Raw genomic sequence first — 18,187 nt, 5'->3', positions numbered from 1 at the left:
GTTGTCCCAAAGTTGTTGTTGGATAGGGGCGCAGTGCGGGGCGCCAACCTAGTCAGCCAACATGACAATTTGGTAACAGCCGTATTAATTGAATATCTTTCGATATAATCGAAAGTTAATGCGCTAAGCTGAATCTAAGCCTGGTAATTAAATACAAATAAAATGCGTATAACGGATATTTAAATTAATCGGTTAATGCGGTTTATTTCCGCTATTCGAGTTGCCCGGCGGCGAGCCTTGGGGATGGTCTGAATAAGCTTTGCCCGTCATTCCAGCGAAAGCTGGAACCCAGCGTCTTCAGCGCTTTGAACGGCATTGGATCCCAGCTTTCGCTGGGATGACGAATTATTCAGACCATCCTTAGTCATCAAGCCGCGCTGATCGTTCCCGCTCGCAGCCGGTCGGATGTCTTATCATCCCAATATGTCATCCCGTGCTTCACCCAGCACCCCCGGCCTGTTCGCCGAACCCGACGCACTCAAGCCGCTGGCCGAGCGCATGCGCCCGCGCAGCCTCGACGAGATCGTCGGCCAGCAGCGGCTGGTCGGCGCGGACAAGGCGCTGCGCCGTGCACTGGAGGCCGGCAAGATCCATTCGATGGTGTTGTGGGGGCCGCCTGGTTGCGGCAAGACCACGCTGGCGCTGCTGGTGGCGCGTTATGCGGACGCGGATTTCCGCGCGATCTCCGCCGTGTTGTCCGGCCTGCCGGATGTGCGCAAGGCGCTGGCCGAAGCCGAGGTGAATTTCGCGCAGGGGCGGCGCACGGTGCTCTTCGTCGACGAGGTGCACCGCTTCAACAAGACCCAGCAGGATGCCTTCCTGCCGCATATCGAAAAAGGCGTGATCATCTTCATCGGTGCCACCACCGAGAACCCCTCGTTCGAACTGAACTCCGCGCTGCTGTCGCGTTGCCGCGTGCACGTGCTGGAACCGATCTCCACCGACGATATCGTGGCTGCACTCAAGCGTGCATTGACCGATAGCGAACGGGGCCTCGGCGAATTGCAGCTGCAGGTAGGCGACGTGTCGCTGGAATCGATCGCCCAGGCTGCCGATGGCGACGTGCGCCGCGCGCTGACCCTGCTGGAAATCGCCGCCGAGCTGGCCGAAGACAAAAAGATCGACGAGGTCACCCTGGCCCAGGTGCTGGCCGACCGCACCCGTCGCTTCGACAAGCAGGGCGAGCAGTTCTACGACCAGATCTCGGCGCTGCACAAATCCGTGCGCTCGTCCGATCCCGATGCCGCGGTGTACTGGCTGTGCCGCATGCTCGATGGCGGCGTCGACCCGCTGTATCTGGCACGTCGGATGACGCGCATGGCGGTGGAAGACGTCGGGCTGGCCGAACCGCGCGCCTGGCGCATGGCGCTGGATGCGTGGGATACCTACGAGCGTCTGGGCAGTCCCGAAGGTGAGTTGGGCCTGGCCCAGCTGGCGATCTGGCTGGCGATCTCGCCCAAGAGCAACGCTGCCTACATGGCCTACAACAAGGCCCGCGCCGCGATCCGCGAGGGCGGCACGCTGGAAGTGCCGATGCACCTGCGCAACGCGCCGACCAAGTTGATGAAAGGCCTCGGCTACGGCAAGGGTTACCAGTACGACCACGACGCCGAAGGCGGCATCGCCCTCGACCAGCAATGCCTGCCCGACGAACTCGTCGGCAGCGTGTTCTACGAGCCGGTCGAACGCGGACTGGAACTGCAGTTGCGCGAGAAACTGCTGGCCCTGCGCGCAGCACGTGCGAAGGCCCGCGGCAAATAATCAGCACACATGGCACGACTGCTGCGTGCGCCCTTGCACGGTTTTCGGCGTCCGGCTTAGATTTCGTCGCATCAACCGGGGAGGGTGAATCATGCGCGTACTCGTAGCGGGTCTGATCGGCGGCATCCTGATGTTTCTCTGGGGTGTGGTGGCGCACATGGCGCTGGGCCTGGGCAACGTAGGCCTCAAGCAGCCGCCCAACGAAAGCGTGGTACTCAGTGCCCTGCATGCGGGGCTCGGCGACCAGGCCGGCGTCTACATCCTGCCGTCGCTGGATCCGAAGAAAATGGGCGACAAGGCGGAGGTCATTGCCTATCAGCAACAGGCCATCCGCTCGCCCTACGCCTGGGTGGTCTACCTGCCGCAAGGGGATGACATGACCCAGATGGGGCCGCAGATCGGGCGCCAGTGGGCGTCCGATACCTTGAGCGCGCTGGCGCTGGCCTTCGTGATGGGACTGGCCGGACTCGGCTTTCGGCGCCGCCTCGCGCTGGCGGCCGCGGTGGCGGTATTCGCGTGGTTGAGCACGATGGTGCCGTACTGGAACTGGTACCGCTTCCCGCTCGATTTCACCTGGGCCGCACTGATCGAGCAGCTGATCGGCTGGCTGATCGCCGGCGCCGCGATGGCATGGTGGCTGGGTCGCAGCGAGCGCAAGCTGGCCAGCTGATCTGCTTCGCTCCCTCCCCTGCGTGCAGCAGGGGAGGGCCGGGGAGGGGTGAAGTCCCCACGCAACCGCAAGTTGCATTGCGGCAACAGCCACCCGTGGCGTCTTCATTGCGGTGTCTGCCACCACCCAGCGATAATTCGCAGTTCAAGCCTTCATCTGGACCCGATCATGCTGGATCCCGCACTGCTGCGTTCGCGCCTCGCCGAAACCGCCGCACGCCTCAAGGAAACCCGCGGCTTCACGCTGGACGTCTCCGCGATGGAGACGCTGGAAAGCTCGCGCAAGCAGCTGGCGATGGAGACGCAGGAACTGCAGAACCTGCGCAACACGCGTTCCAAGGCGATCGGGCAGGCCAAGGCCAAGGGCGAGGACGTCGCCGCGCTGATGGCCGAAGTCGCCGGCATCGGCGACAAGCTCAAGGCCAACGAGCAGGCGCTGGCCGAAGCGCAGGCCAAGCTTTCCGACATCACGCTGCTGATCCCGAACATCCCGCACGAGTCGGTGCCGGTCGGCAAGGACGAGAGCGACAACCTCGAAGTCAGCCGCTGGGGCACGCCGCATACGTTCGAGTTCGAGGTGAAGGATCACGTCGTGCTGGGCGAGCGGCACGGCTGGCTCGACGGCGATGCCGGCGCCAAGCTCTCCGGCGCGCGCTTCACCGTGCTGCGCGGCCAGCTCGCGCACCTGCATCGCGCGATCGGCCAGTTCATGCTCGACCTGCACACCGGCGAGCACGGCTACCTCGAATGCAACGTGCCGGTGCTGGTCAACGCCGACAGCATGCTCGGCACCACCCAGTTGCCGAAGTTCGAGGAGGACCTGTTCTCCACCCATGTCGGCGACTCCAAGCGTTACCTGATTCCCACCGCCGAAGTCTCGCTGACCAACCTGGTGCGCGACAGCATCCAGGAAGCCGACGCGCTGCCGCTGCGCTTCACCGCGCACTCGCTGTGCTTCCGCGCCGAGGCCGGCAGCTACGGCCGCGACACCCGCGGCATGATCCGCCAGCACCAGTTCGAGAAAGTCGAGATGGTACAGGTCGCCCGCGCCAGCGACTCCTACGCGCAACTCGAGGAAATGGTCGGCCACGCCGAGAAGGTGCTGCAGAAGCTCAATTTGCCATACCGCAAGCTGCTGCTGTGCACCGGCGACATGGGCTTCCAGTCGACCAAGACCTACGACCTCGAAGTGTGGCTGCCCAGCCAGCAGACCTACCGCGAAATCTCCAGCTGCTCCAACTGCGAAGACTTCCAGGCACGCCGCCTGCAGGCCCGCGTGCGCAACGCCGACACCGGCAAGCCCGAACTCGTGCATACCTTGAACGGCTCCGGCCTCGCCATCGGCCGCACCCTGATCGCGGTGATGGAGAACTACCAGAACGCCGACGGCTCGATCAGCGTGCCCGAAGCCTTGCGCCCGTACATGGCCGGGCTGGACCGCATGGCATGAACGCGCCGGCGCCCGTGCGCGGGAAGTGGGACAAGGTCGAGTTCTACACCAGCTACTTCCTGCTGCTGGTGCTGATCTCCTTCATCGGCACCCGGCTGGCCTTCGCCACCGTGTGGCAACTGCCGACCATCGACTTCGTCCTCTCGGTCATCGCCATGCTGCTGGTCCTCGCCAGCTTCTGGTTCGGCCGCCACAGCCGCCGCTGGCGTCTGTGGACCATCGGCTTCGCCACCGCCACCCAGATCGTGCCGATGGTGATCCGCCAACCCGTGCTGCTGTTCCCGCTGATCGGCGCGCTGATTCCGATCGTGATCTTGGTGGGGTGCCTGATTGCGCTGTCCAAGAAAGGCCCAAGCAGCCAACCGCAGAAGGGTTCCTGATAGAATTTGCGGCCTTGCACCTTCAGCCGTTCGCCCTGAGCGCAGCGGAGTCGAAGGGCAGCCCTTCGACTTCAGCCCTTCGGGCCTACGCTCAGGGCGAACGGGTGCTGAGTTCGACAAGTTTATGGAGAGATGGCCGAGTGGTTTAAGGCAGCAGTCTTGAAAACTGCCGTAGGTGTGAGCCTACCGTGGGTTCGAATCCCACTCTCTCCGCCAATAAAATGATGTAAGTAAATGATACTTCATCACTTTTTAGAAAACAAAAACGGCTGGTATACCATTGGGTATGCCAGCCGCTTTTGTTTCTGCTTCTGTCACGTTGGGCTTCGTTGAGCGTGGATCCCCGTGGCCGCTTCTTTATCGGCGTGGGAGCGGAGAGTGCACTATCGTGCACGCTCCATTGCATGTTCTATGTTCGGCGCCATGAGCGATCATATATCGAAGCACGTGATGGCCACCTTCAAGTGCGAAATTGCTGCGATCGACAAAGGCAGGCGGCTATGAAAGATCGCAAGGAAGAAATCGGGATAGCGCTGATCAAAGCCACGCGTTACTACGCAGACCACGGTCAAGGCGTCGTAGCTTACACAACCGATGAGACCGCCCTTGCTTCTTCCGTGGTAGAGGTTGTGGCGATGATGACCAAGCTGATCCGATCAGAAGGTGATCACTTCAGAAAAGCGGCAACGGGAAAACCCCGTCGAATTCGAAGTACGGGGCTCGGTAAGAGTTTCTTGCAGTCCGTGACCAACACGGATGTCGAAAAAGTTAGATTCCACTTTCACTATCATGAATTCAATCCACTATTCGATCTTTTCGATCGTCAAACCAGTGGATTGGGTTTCGCCGCGACCATGATTTGCGATGATGATGTGGATGTGTGCAACGCTTGCATAAGTGCCATTCGTGCAGAAGCGCGTAGCAAAATATTCAGAAAACGGTTGAATGACCACGACCGCGCAGCGAGGAAGAACCATGCCAGTTTTACCCGGTATGCAAGGAAGCTCTGTTCAATTTATTCAGCACTTTATGGGCTTCGTATAGATTTGGGTTACCGACAACAGTATTGGTCGTCGATGGCCAGTCGAGACTTCGTGGCGCACCGGAAACAGTTTCTTCTAAACTTCAAGAAATTCCTTCCTGAGGGCCTATTTTCTGGATATGCGTGGAGGCTTGAATTTAGCGAACGGAGGTTCGTTAATGCCCACCTGATAATCTTTGTGGATGGTCGGTTTGCGCACGAAACCGTTAATGCCACCATGGCGCTAAAACGATGTTGGGAAGAGACCGTGACGTTGGGCAAAGGATTGTTTATTGACCGTGGTCTTAGTCATTATCAATACAATGGTACAGGCAAGATTGCAGATCACGATCGCGCAGCGCGTGAGTCACTGCGGCAGGTGATCACCTCCATGACAATGCCCGATCGCTACATCAAATTGACTGTGCCGGAAAACCATCGAACGTTTGGAAAGGGCGCGGTACCAAAAAAAGCGGCGATTAATCGCAGTAAGCGTTTACTCGTAGAGTTCATTCCCGGCGTTGATTCGCCTCCGGCTCGCCAGGAGCAGTTCGTTACTGGTGTCGACTCCCCGCAACCTTGATCCAGCCATAGCCAGATGTCTCCGGCCAACAGGATGGCCCAGCGCCTCTAGCGCTGCATCCTGAGCAGCATCGCCATCCGCCGTGTACGCCAGAGCGACGCGCAGACAAGCCTCTATGCCGCTTTGATACGACAGGCAGCGCCCCCCAGCTACCTCTGCCTCCTCCACCTGCCGCCCCCTATTACTTGTAGCGCGTAGCAGCGCACAGGTTCAGGCACCCGCTTGCGCCGGCTCCGTGGACGGTGTGGTTCATGGTTCGCCGCACGTTGGCCTAGCAACCGTGCCCCCAAGTCCAGCTATCCGACGCAGACATTGTGAAACCGGCTGCGGACCCAGTTGCGGGCATCTGTTGCTTGACGAGATGTCCGAAAAGTTAAAAGCGTAAAAATAATAGTTCCTTGAAACATTAACTAGTTAGTTCTATGATTCACCAACTAGTTAGTTCCTATATATGCAGATATAGCAACGTGGTGCGGCTTAGACGTCTCGTATGTATCACGTTCCAACATGAGTTTATCGCCGAAATAGTGCGAGCCAAGTGCCGTCTACTGTGCTGGTTTCTACCCCGCTTTCAAGGACAACGATCAGGCTCGCCACAATCTTGAACGGCCTCGCCAACTAGGGGAGCATCCGAGGGATGGTCGCTTGCCGACCCAGAGCAGCCGTTGTCGCAGTCGAACGCGATCCTGTTCGTGTTGTGCCTGACGTGCCCAGACGCGCCGGCGGCACTTCAAACATTTCCCTAGGTTAGGGTCCGTTACACCCTCTGAATCGCCGGTGTAATCCAAGGTGCCGCGCAATGCCCGGCAGCGTCGTGCGCCTGGCGACGGCAACAATCGGGAAGCTCGCTGACGGGCTGTGGGATTTGTCGAATTGCGACCGCGCCCGGGACCGAACATACTGGATGCAACGCGGCATTTAGGCCGCCTATTTGTAATTAGGCGCTCTAAACACTCCTACCATGACGCTACTTTCAGCATCACTAGAATGGGCGGTCGACTTCGTCCAAGCCCACTCAGATGGCGACCTTTTCCCCAAGGTGCTTGAAGTTGAAGCGGTGGCTGCAGAGAAAGCTCACTTTGTGGGTCAAGTCGCAGGCGCCGATCTGGGAACTTTCCCACCGGGCAGTTGCCGTCGCTTCATCGTCCCGAAGGACGAAGTTTCCTACCGACAAGCGACTCAGCTTGATCCACAGGACTCTATCATTCTGTCTGCATTGGTCTTTCAGTATGGTCAACAAATTGAAGACCTTCGGCTGCCCGCGACGCGTGTCTTCAGCTATCGGTTCGATCCCACGCTGCCTGACGGCCTATACAGCAGCAAGACAGCGTGGAACAACTTCTGGAAGACCGCGGAGAGTTACGCAGCGAAGTACTCACACATTCTTTACTGCGACATCGCTGACTTCTACAACCAGATCTATCATCACACGGTCGAGAACCAACTTATCTCTGCAGGACTGCCGAATCAGGCGGTGAAATGGATCATCGGCTTGCTGGAATCAACAACCGCAGGTGTTTCTCGCGGCGTTCCGGTCGGACCGCACCCTATACACCTGATAGCCGAAGCAACGCTAATTCCAGTTGACAATAGTCTTGTATCTGCGGGAATAAGATTCATAAGGTATGCGGATGACATCATTGTCTTCTGCAAGTCAGGCCGGGACGCAAAGACGGCGCTCTCGACTATCGCGACTGTACTGGACAAACAGCAGCGGCTCACACTTCAACGTCACAAGACAAAATTCTACGAGCCGAGTGAGTTCCGTCACATCTGCGCGCAGATGATCGAGGACCGGCCAATCAACTCGGACGAGAGGTCACTTCTTGCGCTCATCAAAAAGTACTCCGGCGGGAATCCATATAAGACAATCTCTTTCTCGCAAGTATCAGCAGCCGATTGGGCTGCAATCTCCCCTGAGTCCATTCGAAAAGTAATAGAGGAGTACATTGCCGCGGATCCTGTCGACTACATACGTCTGCGCTGGTTCTATCGCCGGTTGGCGCAGATCGGTCACCCCGGAGCTATCGAAGTATCGCTTGAGCACCTTGACGCACTTGGCCCCTGCTTTGCCAACATCTGCTTCTATCTCGCATCCGTCCAGTCCGTTCCACCAAGAGATTGGAAACGCGTTGGCTCGAAGCTGCTTAAGCTACTTCGCACGCCTGAGGTTAAGTCCAGTGAGTACTTCAGGCTGCTTGTCTTGAGTCTTTTCACCAAGAACGAGCATATCAATCACTTTACGAGGTTGCACAAGCTATTTCAGTCTTCCGACGCTTTCGTGAGACGTGAAGTGATCTTGGCTGCCCGAATGAATGGAGCCCTAGATTGGGTTCGCGAACTCAAGGAAGGCTACCCCTCAATGGACCCGTGGCAACAGAGAGCGATGCTGTTCGCCATCGCAGGCCTTGCGAAAGATGAGAGGAAATACTTCATTGGTCGGCAATCCATCGTCCGGCCATTTGAAAAGTCGCTCGCAAAGTGGGCCAAGAGCGCCTAACCGATCAAGGCGTACGGCTTCGCCGCCGTTCAATTCTAGAGTTGGACGTCCACTACTGGCCGATTCCGGCCGGTAGCCTCACGCTGATCAGGACGCTGGTGCGCTGATCATGATCGAGCGGTGCTACTGATCAACTTCATCGGTGTGCGCAGTCGATGTCAATGAATGTATTGCTTCCGCGTAGGCGAACCGGGCATGACCGCCATCGGCACCGTTTCCTCTTCGGCGTTAATCGCCGAGTCGAGATGTGTCACCCACCGGCATATCTCGTTCCCCCCGCTCCCCCCCAAGGCGAGTGATTGAAGGGTGCGCTGGGGGGTTGGAAGCTTGGGCTTTACAGGACACAAGGCAAATTTTCGTAGTTCAAAGTGCGGGTCACCAGGTTTGACGGAGTTGCTAACACGGCCTGGTTTGCTTCACCTGATAGAGTGTTGGAGTAAAAATTTTCTTTACGTGTCGAACAGGTTCTGCACCGCCCACGTTAGTCGTCGTCGCTTCGACTGGTTGTATGCCTTACGTTTAGGCTGGCAGCTCCGCCAATTTGGCCATGTAAAGCAGCACACCGGCCAAGCTCTTCAAGTCTTGCGCGTTGTGAGCCAAGACTCGCCTAAGGTTCAATGCAGAACCTCCACGCAGGTAAGTGAGCCATGCAGCAGGAGCCTCCGATCCGGGTAAGTCGTCTTCGCGCACCACACTGAGCAACTCACGTTCGGCGGTAGCCAGACGACAGTTTTCCCAAGCTCCTTTCCATCGCCTACGAACCGGATGCAGCAAATCAAGGTGTCCAAGTCCCAGGAGAGGGTCAGGCAATCTTGCCAAGCGGAAACGTGTGCGCAAGAGAGGGGAGTCGTAACTTTTGCCGTTATAGCTGACAAGCACGGTGTCAGGTTGCAACCATCCTGCGAAGGTTCTCAGCATCGCGGTTTCGGCACCCATGGTGGTCGTCGTCAGCTGCCGGAGACGAAAGCGCCCATCAGCCAGCCAGTTCGCCGCCCCAATCATCCATGCGCGCGTACCAGTGCCTCCAGCAAGGCCGGTCGTCTCCGTATCGAAGTGCAGCAAGCGATGGTGCGCGACGGGTTCGTCCCATCTTGCGAATGCGGTGTCGATCATCGGGGTAGGGCGTCCCCACTCCATGATCGTCTCGACCAGAAACAGCCCTGGTGTGATCTCGACCCCAGGTACCATCCGATCACTGGATGGGGCGCGCTGGGCCATGCTCTGTATACGGCTGCGTCCCTGAATCAGGCGAAGCACGTCAGATGAAAGCGCAGACTTCTGCGGAGCTACGGACGACGGCTGGCCGGACTGCGTACGAAGCTGGCGCAGCCGCGCCGCTAACGCACTCACAGGGCCGCCAGCAGCGCCAGCACGCGCAATGCTAAGGCTTTGGGCGTCGTTTCCACATCCTCGTTGGCAGCAAGCACCGGCCCCACGCAGCCTGGACAGCCGCCACGACAATCGCAGCGCTCGATCAGGGTCACCGATTGCGCGACCAGATCCTCGCGCCGGTGGAACAATGGTTCGCTTTGACCGATCCCACCGGGAAAGGCGTCGTAGAGGTAGACGGTCGGCGTGAATGGGGCGTCGGCAGCCGGAGTGGCGGCTTGTCCGTCGTTGCCGCGAATCTGCCCGCGACCGTTGATATCCGCACTCACGAACCATGCGCCGTCGCCGCTGCCCACCGACTTCTGCAGGTCGCGTGTTTCGGCCATTACGGCTACGGTAGCCACGATATGCAGCGCATAGGCTGCACCGAGAAAGCCATCGAGTGCCTGGTGTCGATCTTCGAAGGCGGCTTCGAGCACGACCTGCGCGAGCTGCCACCACACGGCTGTGGTGTGCAACTCCTGGTCGGGCAGATTGACCGGACCAAAGCCGATGTTCTCGTGCGAGTAGAAGCGGATCTTCTTGTAGCCGGGCACACGGCGCACGACATGCACTTCGCCATGGTGAGCCTGCCCACAGCCAGCGTTGGACGTGTCGAAGCAGTCAAGCACCTTGAGCTTTGTGTAGTCGATCGCGTCGGTGTAGTAGTCCACGTGCGTACGGGTGACGTAGGCCTTGCGGCCTTCCCAGTCGAGCCGTTCAACCTGGTAGGGCACCGACTGGATCATGTGGATGGCGCCCTCATAGAGCGTCACCGGCGCAGCGGTGTAGTCGACTTCGGCAATGATCGTCTGGCGTCCGTTCGTGCGATCGACCACCACGAAGTTGCCATCGGCGACCGAGCGCAGGGATACCGCAATCGCGGGGTAGCTGTCGGCGATCCATTCCCAACGCTCGCCTTCGCGATGCAGCACGCCTTCCTCACCCAGCACGTCGAGCCAAGGGGTCGCGACTTCGGTGCCGAACATCTCGTCACCGATGAACGGCAGCTCAAAAGCAGCACAACGAATGTGGTCGAGCAGGATCAGCGGCTGGTCGGGCTGGATGCGGGCGTGTTCCGGCGGCGCGCCCTGGAAGAATTCCGGGTGTCGAACAAGGTATTGATCGAGCGGGTCGGAGCTGGCCACCAGCACCCCGAGCGCTGCCTGCTGCCGGCGACCGGCGCGGCCGAACCGCTGCCAGGTGGCGGCAACGGAGCCGGGATACCCGTTGAGCACGACGACATCGAGACTGCCGATATCCACGCCCAGCTCCAGGGCAGATGTGCTCACGATTCCATCAATTGTGCCCGCACGCATCTCACGCTCTGCGGCGCGGCGTTCCTTGGGCAGGTAGCCGCCACGGTAGGCGCGAATCCTGGCGGGTTTACGTGGATCACTGTCGAACACGTCCTTCAAGTACTTGGTCAGCACTTCGACCATGGTGCGCGACTGCGCAAACACCAGGGTCTTCATGCCCGACTTGATCGCCAGTCGCGCGATGCGGTTGGTCTGCGACCGCGCCGAGGCGCGTAGGCCGAGATCCGGATTGACCACCGGCGGGTTCCACAGCAGCACGTGCTTGTCGCCGGTCGGAGCGCCGCTTTCGGTGATCGCGGTGACGACATCCTCGATCAGTGCTTCGGCGTGCTCCTTCGGATTGCCGATCGTGGCGGAGCAGAGGATGAACTGCGGCGTCACGCCATAGAACGCACACACACGCTTGAGCCGGCGGATGACATTGGCGACATGCGAGCCGAACACGCCGCGGTAGGTATGCACTTCGTCGATCACCACGTAGCGCAAGTTCTCGAAGAACTGCGCCCACTTGGTGTGATGCGGCAGGATGGCCTGGTGCAACATGTCCGGGTTGCTGACCACGATGTCGCCATGCAGCCGGATGGCTTGGCGTGCGTCACCGGGCGTGTCGCCATCGAAGGTGAAGGCTTTGACGCCCAGATCGCCGGCTTGATTGAGTTCGAGTAGTTCGGCCACCTGATCTTGCGCCAGCGCTTTCGTCGGAAAGAGATACAGCGCCTTGGCGTTCTGGGTCATCGCGGCGGTGATGACAGGCAACGTGTAGCAGAGTGACTTGCCGGAAGCGGTAGGCGTGACGATGGCGACATGGGCGCCGGATTGCGTCGCCGTCCACGCCTCAGTCTGGTGGCTATACAGCTGGTCGATGCCACGTGAGCGCAAGGCTTGCGCGAGCGCAGGTGGCAGATCGTCGGGTAACGGGGCGAATGTCCCTTCACGGCCCGGCACCATGAAAGCACCGGTGATCCTCGCCGCGTACCGCTTCGTGAGCCGCTGCGCCAGCGAGCGGCCATCGCTGGGGTTGCTCAGGACGAGTTCGTCAGATGCATAGCGATCGGGAAGGGCGTTCATGCGGTGGCCTGGGTGAGTGATGGGAGCAGTGAATCGCGGAGCTATCTCACGCCGTGAGATCACTTCGGGGGACGCTGGGGATGAAGTCGCCTTCGAAGCCGTATGCGATCACCGTGCTAAGCCATTGATCCGTCTCAAGTGGTTGGGTACGGCTTTTTTTCAACTTCCATTTTCACCTAAATAGGTGAAACTATGCGAGCCATGACCATCCAGATCACCCAGCGTCAATTGAACGTCCTCGCTTTCATCCGCGCCCGGATTGAGCGGGACGGACAGGCGCCCACGCTTGAAGAAATCGGCGACGCACTGAGCATCGGCAACGTCAGTGCGGTGCTCAAACACGTCCGTTCGCTCGAAGCGAAAGGTCGGCTGACGATCGAACCCGGCCATGCCCGCGGTATCCGACTGGTGCGCGAATCCGATCCCTTGGATGCCGACACGCTGGAACTGCCGCTGATCGGTCGCATCGCGGCCGGCGAGCCCCTGTTTTCGGAGTCACGGGTCGATCGCAGCCTGCGTGTGTCCCGTTCGCTGTTTCGGTTGCGACCGGACTACCTGGTGAAGGTGGTGGGCGATTCGATGCGCGACGAAGGCATCCTTGACGGTGATCTGGTTGCAGTGCACGCCACGCCGGTGGCCCGTCATGGCCAAGTGGTCGCCGCGCGTGTGGATGGCGACCGTTTCACGATCAAGCGGCTGCACTGGAAGGGCGATGTGATCCGGTTGATGCCGAACAGTCCGGGCTTCAAACCCATTGACGTGGATCCCACCGAAGACTTCGCCATCGAAGGATTGTTTGCGGGCTTGCTGCGGGGTAGCTGATGAACGCCGTGGTCCCACTCTCTACGTTGCTCGATGCTCGTCAGGTCTGGCGTGGTCGTGCTCACGAGGTATCAGTCGGCGATCAGCCCACCGGTTGGTGTGCACTTGATGCAGTGTTGCCTGCAGGCGGGTGGCCCGAGGCTTCGTTGTCGGAAATCTTGTTGCCTGTCGATGGGGTAGGTGAGCTTCGTCTCGTGCTGCCCACGCTTGCAAGGTTGACCCAAGGTCAGCGCAACGTCGTGATCGTGTCACCTCCGTATGCGCCGTGTGTCGCCGGCTGGCGCCAGCAAGGCGTTGACATGCGTCGTGTGGAATTCGTCGATGCTGGTGAGAAGGATGTGCTCTGGGCCACCGAGCAGTGCCTGCGATCGGGAAGCTGCGCCGCGGTGCTGGCATGGACGCATCACGCTGACGATCGTGCTTTGCGGCGCCTGCAGGTGGCTGCGGTCACCGGGCAGGCGCTGGCTTTCGTGTTCCGTGACCGCTCCCACCTGTCCAACGCATCACCTGCCGCGCTGCGTCTGGAACTGGAAGCACCGCCCCGTCCGCAGATCTGGGTGCGTAAATGCCGAGGCGGGGCCGTACCCGCCCAGGCCATCCCGTTGCCGCGTTCTGTCCATTGATGGCAACCAGACATGCTTTGGGCTTGTATCAAACTGCCGCATCTGGCGATGGATGGGATTCTCCGACGCCGTCCCACAGAGGGACCGTTGGTGCTCATCGACGGGCCGATCAACGCACGCACGATTGTTTCGGCCAATGAGACCGCTCGCGCGGCAGGCTTGCATGTCGGGCAGCGGCTGAGCGCTGCGCAGGCACTCCTATCGCAGTTCGAAGCGATTCCGTATGACCGCGAGTCGGTGGAGCGTTGGCTCCACTTCCTGGCCGCCGTGGCTTACCGCTACAGCTCCGAGGTCAGCCTGCTGCCGCATGCGATCGTGCTGGAGGTCAGCAAAAGTATGGGCCTGTTCGGGCCATGGCCACGCCTTGAATCCATGCTGCGCGCGGACTTCACCGATCTGGGGTTCCGTCATCGCATGGCGGCAGCGCCGACCGCTCATGCCGCCCACGTGCTGACCACGGTTTCCGACGGGCAAGCGGTGTTATCCGTGGACAACCTGCGCAACGCCTTGCAGCGGGTACCGATCGCGAAGAGTCGATTACCCGCTAACGCCCTCGCAGCGCTGCCGAGCATGGGCATTCGCACGGTGGGTCAAGTACTGGCGCTACCCCGTGACGGGCTGCGTCGACGCTTCGGCGCGGAACTATTGGCGTCCCTGGATCGCCTGACCGGCGATCTGCCGTCCGGCCTGGAGCTGTATCGGCCACCGGACACCTTCGATCTGCGCATCGAGTTGCTCCATGAGGTGGAGAATCAATCCGCGCTGATCTTTCCGGTGCGGCGCATGGTCGATGATCTGGCCGCCTATCTGGCCGGTCGCGACGGCGGGGTGCAGCGCTTCCTGCTGCGCCTGGAGCACCGCGAAGGTCGCTTCACCGATGTGCCCGTGGGCTTGCTGGCCTCGGAGCGCGACGGTGCTCTGTTGTTCGAGTTCGCACGGGGCCGACTGGAACACGTGACGCTACCTGAGCCGGTACTAGCGCTCCGCCTGATCGCCCGCGATCTGCCGGCGTTCGTGCCCGCGGGACGTGATCTGTTCGACGAGCGGCCGGCGAATGCGTTGCCCATCGAGCAGGTGCGCGAACGACTGCGCGCGCGGCTGGGGGATGGCGCGGTTTATCGACTGGGCAGCACACAGGACCCCCGGCCTGAGCGTGCACAGCGCGAGGCTACGCACGATGAAGTCCCGATCGAGCCGCACCCACGCCCCACATGGTTGCTTCCACGTCCCATTCCGTTGCGCGGTGGGGAGCCGACAATCCTGGCCGGCCCGGAGCGCCTCGAAACGGGTTGGTGGGATGGCGGTGAAGTCTGCCGCGATTACTACGTCATCGAGACCTCGCTGGGGCAGGAAGCCTGGGCGTTCTGCGCGCCCGACGAACAAACCGGCTGGATGATCCACGGATGGTTCGCATGACGGCCTACGCGGAACTCCACTGCCTGTCGAGCTTCTCGTTCGGCCGCGGCGCATCCAGTGCACGCGAACTGTTCGAGCGTACGAAGACGTGTGGCTATGCCGCCCTGGCGATCACCGACGAGTGCTCACTCGCCGGCATCGTTCGCGCGCTGGAAGCCTCGCGTAATACAGGCGTGCCGTTGATCGTCGGTTCGGAGATCCAGCTCGACGACGGCCCGAAGATCGTCGTGCTGTGCGAAACCAAGGAAGGCTACACGTCGCTGTGCGGTCTCATCACCATGGGGCGGCGCGCATCCGAGAAAGGCACCTATCGCCTGACCCGTGTCGACGTGGCCAGCGGCCTGCCGGGCACGTTGGTCCTGTGGGCGCCAGACTTGGTCGTCGACATGGACCACGGTCGCTGGGTGCGACAGACGTTCGGCGATCGCGCGTGGCTGGCCGTTGAGCTGCATCGTGGACCGAACGACGCGCGGCGCGTACGTGAACTGGAAGCTATCGGCCGCGAGATTGGTCTTCCACTGGTGGCGGCGGGCGACGTGCACATGCACATCCGGCGACGGCTGGCCCTGCAGCACACGCTCACCGCGATCCGGCACCGTGTGCCGGTTGCTGAGGCGGGCGGATTAATCGCACGCAATGGCGAACGACATCTGCGTCGCCGGCATGTACTCGCCAAGCTCTACCCCGAGGCCTTGCTCGAAGAGAGTGCCCGGATCGCTGCACGATGCACCTTCACGCTCGACGAACTGCGCTACCGCTATCCGGCGGAACTCGTCCCGGAGGGCCATACCCCCACCAGCTGGTTGCGCCAGCTGGTGGGGGAGGGTGCGCGATGGCGCTGGCCGGAAGGCGTGTCAGAGAAGGTGAACAAGCAGTTAGAGCACGAATTGGGGTTGATCGAGTCGCTGGGCTACGAGCCCTATTTCCTCACCGTGCACGACATTGTGCGTTTCGCACGTAGCCAGGGAATTCTTTGCCAAGGTCGAGGCTCGGCGGCGAACTCATCGGTTTGCTTCGCGCTCGGCGTGACTGAGGTCGACCCGATGAAGATGAGCCTGCTGGTCGAGCGGTTCATCTCCAAGGAGCGCAACGAGCCACCGGACATCGACATCGACTTCGAGCACGAACGTCGCGAGGAGGTCATCCAGTACATCTATCGGAAATACGGGCGGGAACGAGCTGCTCTGGCGGCGACCGTCATCTGCTACCGCGGCAAGAGTGCGGTACGTGACGTGGCCAAGGCCATGGGGCTGCCGCTGGATCAGGTCGATCAGTTGAGCCAGGTGTTCGCGTGGTGGGACGGCGATGAGTCACTCGATGAGCGGTTGCGCGAACGTGGATTCGATCCTGAAAGCGCGGTTATCCGACGGATCATCAAGCTCACGGCCGAGATCCTGGACATGCCGCGTCACCTGTCGCAGCACGTCGGCGGTTTCGTGATCTCCGATGCGCCATTGAGCGAACTGGTGCCGGTGGAGAACGCCGCCATGCCCGATCGCACGATTATCGAGTGGGACAAGGATGACCTCGACACCATGAATCTGTTGAAGGTCGATTGTCTGGCGCTGGGCATGCTCACGTGTGTGCAGAAATGCTTGAACATGCTGCGCGACCAGCGCGGAATGGATTACTCGATGGCCACGTTGCCTTCGGAGGATCCCGCCACCTACGCCATGATCCAGCGTGCAGACACGGTGGGCGTGTTCCAGATCGAGTCACGCGCACAGATGGCCATGCTGCCGCGACACCGCCCGGAGAACTTCTTCGATCTCGTGGTACAAGTCGCGATCGTTCGGCCCGGCCCTATCCAGGGTGACATGGTGCACCCGTATCTACGGCGGCGCAGAGGCGAGGAGCCCGTCGACTATCCTTCGGAAGAGTTGAAAGAAGTGTTCGAGCGCACGCTGGGCGTGCCGCTTTTCCAGGAACAGGTGATGAAGCTGGCCATGATCGCAGCCGGGTACACAGCAGGCGAAGCGGACGGGCTTAGGCGCGACATGGCTGCGTGGAAGCGGCGAGGCGGATTGGAGAAGCACCGCGAACGCATCCTGACCGGCATGACCGATCGCGGATACACCACCGCCTTTGCCGAAAAGCTGTTCGAGCAGATCAAGGGTTTCGGGTCGTATGGATTCCCCGAATCTCACGCTGCCAGCTTTGCCGGCATCGTTTATGCGAGCTGCTGGCTGAAGTGTCACGAGCCGGCGGCTTTCGCCTGTGCGCTGTTGAACAGCCAGCCCATGGGCTTCTATGCACCGAGCCAGATCGTGCAAGACGCTAGGCGTCATGACATCGACGTTTTCCCTATCGACGTAAAGTGCAGTGACTGGGACAACACGCTCATCACCCGGGAAGAAGAACCTCCTGCAATCCGGCTTGGCCTGCGCCAGGTGCGCGGGTTCAGTGAAGAAGCCGCATGGCGGATCATGGCAGCCCGCGCAAAGCAGCCGTTTGCCGACATCGCGGATCTCTGCGCGCGAGCAGCCGTGGACAAGCGCCATCAGGACTTGCTGGCGCAGGCCAGTGCACTGCGGGGTCTGTCACAGCATCGGCACCACGCGCACTGGGAGATCGCCGGCGTAGAAAAGCAGCTGCCGCTCTTCGGTAACGTCAGCCCGGCAGAGATCGAGGTGACGTTGCCGAAGCCGACGCAGGCCGAGGACACGCTCGCGGACTACGCACGAACCGGACTGACGTTGGGCGTGCACCCCATGGCGCAGATCAGGGATCGGTTGCGCGCCGCTCGATGCACAGACTCGCGAACGCTGCGGAAGCGCCCTCACAACAGCTATGCGCGTGTTGCAGGCGTCGTCACGATGCGTCAGCGACCACAGACGGCTAGCGGAGTCACGTTCCTGACGATGGAAGACGAACACGGCATGGTCAACGTCATCGTCTGGCGCGATGTCGCCGAAACGCACAGGCGGGTGCTGTTGGAGTCAGAATTGCTGGGGATCGATGGACGCTGGGAAGCAGTCGATGGCGTGTGCCATCTGATTGCCAGTCGGTTGCTCGACATGAGCGAGCTGCTCGGAGGTCTCGATGTGCGGTCGCGGGACTTCCACTGAGCGCCTCGGGCGAAACACGCGGCCCCAAGGGAAGGTCTGGATATCTCGGAAAAGTGCGAGAAGCACACACCAGCGATGACGACATCCAGGCTATCTAGGGTCAGCTGCATACACCGGATTGAATGCATCACACGACCGA

12 protein-coding genes and 1 tRNA gene are annotated in these 18,187 nt (G+C 60.7%); 11 read left to right on the top strand and 2 right to left on the bottom strand.

From position 1 onward, the window contains the following. The first annotated feature begins 423 nt into the window (after nt 1-423). From B0E51_RS13895 to B0E51_RS13865, 7 genes are all read left to right on the top strand, one after another. A complete protein-coding gene (locus B0E51_RS13895; RefSeq protein ID WP_077445467.1) occupies nt 424-1,761 on the top strand; it encodes a replication-associated recombination protein A in 1,338 nt (445 codons plus the stop codon). A 91-nt stretch (nt 1,762-1,852) separates the two neighbouring features. Continuing rightward, nucleotides 1,853-2,431, top strand: coding sequence for a hypothetical protein (locus B0E51_RS13890; RefSeq protein ID WP_077445466.1), 579 nt, complete (start codon nt 1,853-1,855; stop codon nt 2,429-2,431). Nucleotides 2,432-2,599: 168 nt separating this feature from the next. Further along, a complete protein-coding gene (gene serS, locus B0E51_RS13885) occupies nt 2,600-3,880 on the top strand; it encodes a serine--tRNA ligase (RefSeq protein ID WP_077445465.1) in 1,281 nt (426 codons plus the stop codon). Beyond that, nucleotides 3,877-4,260 (top strand): LrgA, encoded by a 384-nt coding sequence (locus tag B0E51_RS13880; protein ID WP_077445464.1) that lies wholly within the window; start codon nt 3,877-3,879, stop codon nt 4,258-4,260. Before serS ends, B0E51_RS13880 begins: the two co-directional genes overlap by 4 nt. A 126-nt stretch (nt 4,261-4,386) precedes the next feature. Further along, a tRNA-Ser gene (locus B0E51_RS13875) sits at nt 4,387-4,476 on the top strand. Nucleotides 4,477-4,760: 284 nt separating this feature from the next. Beyond that, nucleotides 4,761-5,864 (top strand): hypothetical protein, encoded by a 1,104-nt coding sequence (locus B0E51_RS13870; protein ID WP_077445463.1) that lies wholly within the window; start codon nt 4,761-4,763, stop codon nt 5,862-5,864. 961 nt (nt 5,865-6,825) lie between these two features. Beyond that, a complete protein-coding gene (locus tag B0E51_RS13865; RefSeq protein ID WP_077445462.1) occupies nt 6,826-8,364 on the top strand; it encodes a reverse transcriptase domain-containing protein in 1,539 nt (512 codons plus the stop codon). 519 nt (nt 8,365-8,883) lie between these two features. Here B0E51_RS13865 and B0E51_RS13860 read toward each other — a convergent pair. Continuing rightward, nucleotides 8,884-9,714 (bottom strand): ribonuclease H-like domain-containing protein, encoded by an 831-nt coding sequence (locus B0E51_RS13860; protein WP_168172638.1) that lies wholly within the window; start codon nt 9,712-9,714, stop codon nt 8,884-8,886. Further along, nucleotides 9,711-12,119, bottom strand: coding sequence for a DEAD/DEAH box helicase (locus B0E51_RS13855; RefSeq protein WP_077445461.1), 2,409 nt, complete (start codon nt 12,117-12,119; stop codon nt 9,711-9,713). Before B0E51_RS13855 ends, B0E51_RS13860 begins: the two co-directional genes overlap by 4 nt. Before the next feature lie 201 nt (nt 12,120-12,320). On the opposite strand from B0E51_RS13855, the gene lexA reads away from it, so the two are divergent. The 4 genes from lexA to B0E51_RS13835 are packed head-to-tail and all read left to right on the top strand — an operon-like array spanning nt 12,321 to nt 18,048. Continuing rightward, nucleotides 12,321-12,941 carry a transcriptional repressor LexA gene (gene lexA / locus B0E51_RS13850; protein ID WP_077445460.1) on the top strand — a complete coding sequence of 207 codons (621 nt, stop codon included), beginning with the start codon at nt 12,321-12,323 and terminating at the stop codon, nt 12,939-12,941. Then, nucleotides 12,941-13,564 carry a translesion DNA synthesis-associated protein ImuA gene (gene imuA / locus B0E51_RS13845; protein ID WP_077445459.1) on the top strand — a complete coding sequence of 208 codons (624 nt, stop codon included), beginning with the start codon at nt 12,941-12,943 and terminating at the stop codon, nt 13,562-13,564. Before lexA ends, imuA begins: the two co-directional genes overlap by 1 nt. Before the next feature lie 12 nt (nt 13,565-13,576). Next, complete coding sequence (locus B0E51_RS13840) at nt 13,577-14,980, top strand: DNA polymerase Y family protein (protein ID WP_077445458.1); 1,404 nt, start codon at nt 13,577-13,579, stop codon at nt 14,978-14,980. After that, on the top strand, nt 14,977-18,048 hold the full coding sequence (locus B0E51_RS13835) for an error-prone DNA polymerase (RefSeq protein WP_077445457.1): 3,072 nt from the start codon (nt 14,977-14,979) through the stop codon (nt 18,046-18,048). Before B0E51_RS13840 ends, B0E51_RS13835 begins: the two co-directional genes overlap by 4 nt. Nucleotides 18,049-18,187 lie beyond the last annotated feature (139 nt).

It is taken from the genome of Rhodanobacter sp. C05 (assembly GCF_002001165.1).
GTDB lineage: Bacteria > Pseudomonadota > Gammaproteobacteria > Xanthomonadales > Rhodanobacteraceae > Rhodanobacter.
Note: the sequence above shows the minus strand (reverse complement) of the source record. Positions and strands in the feature narration are given on the sequence as shown.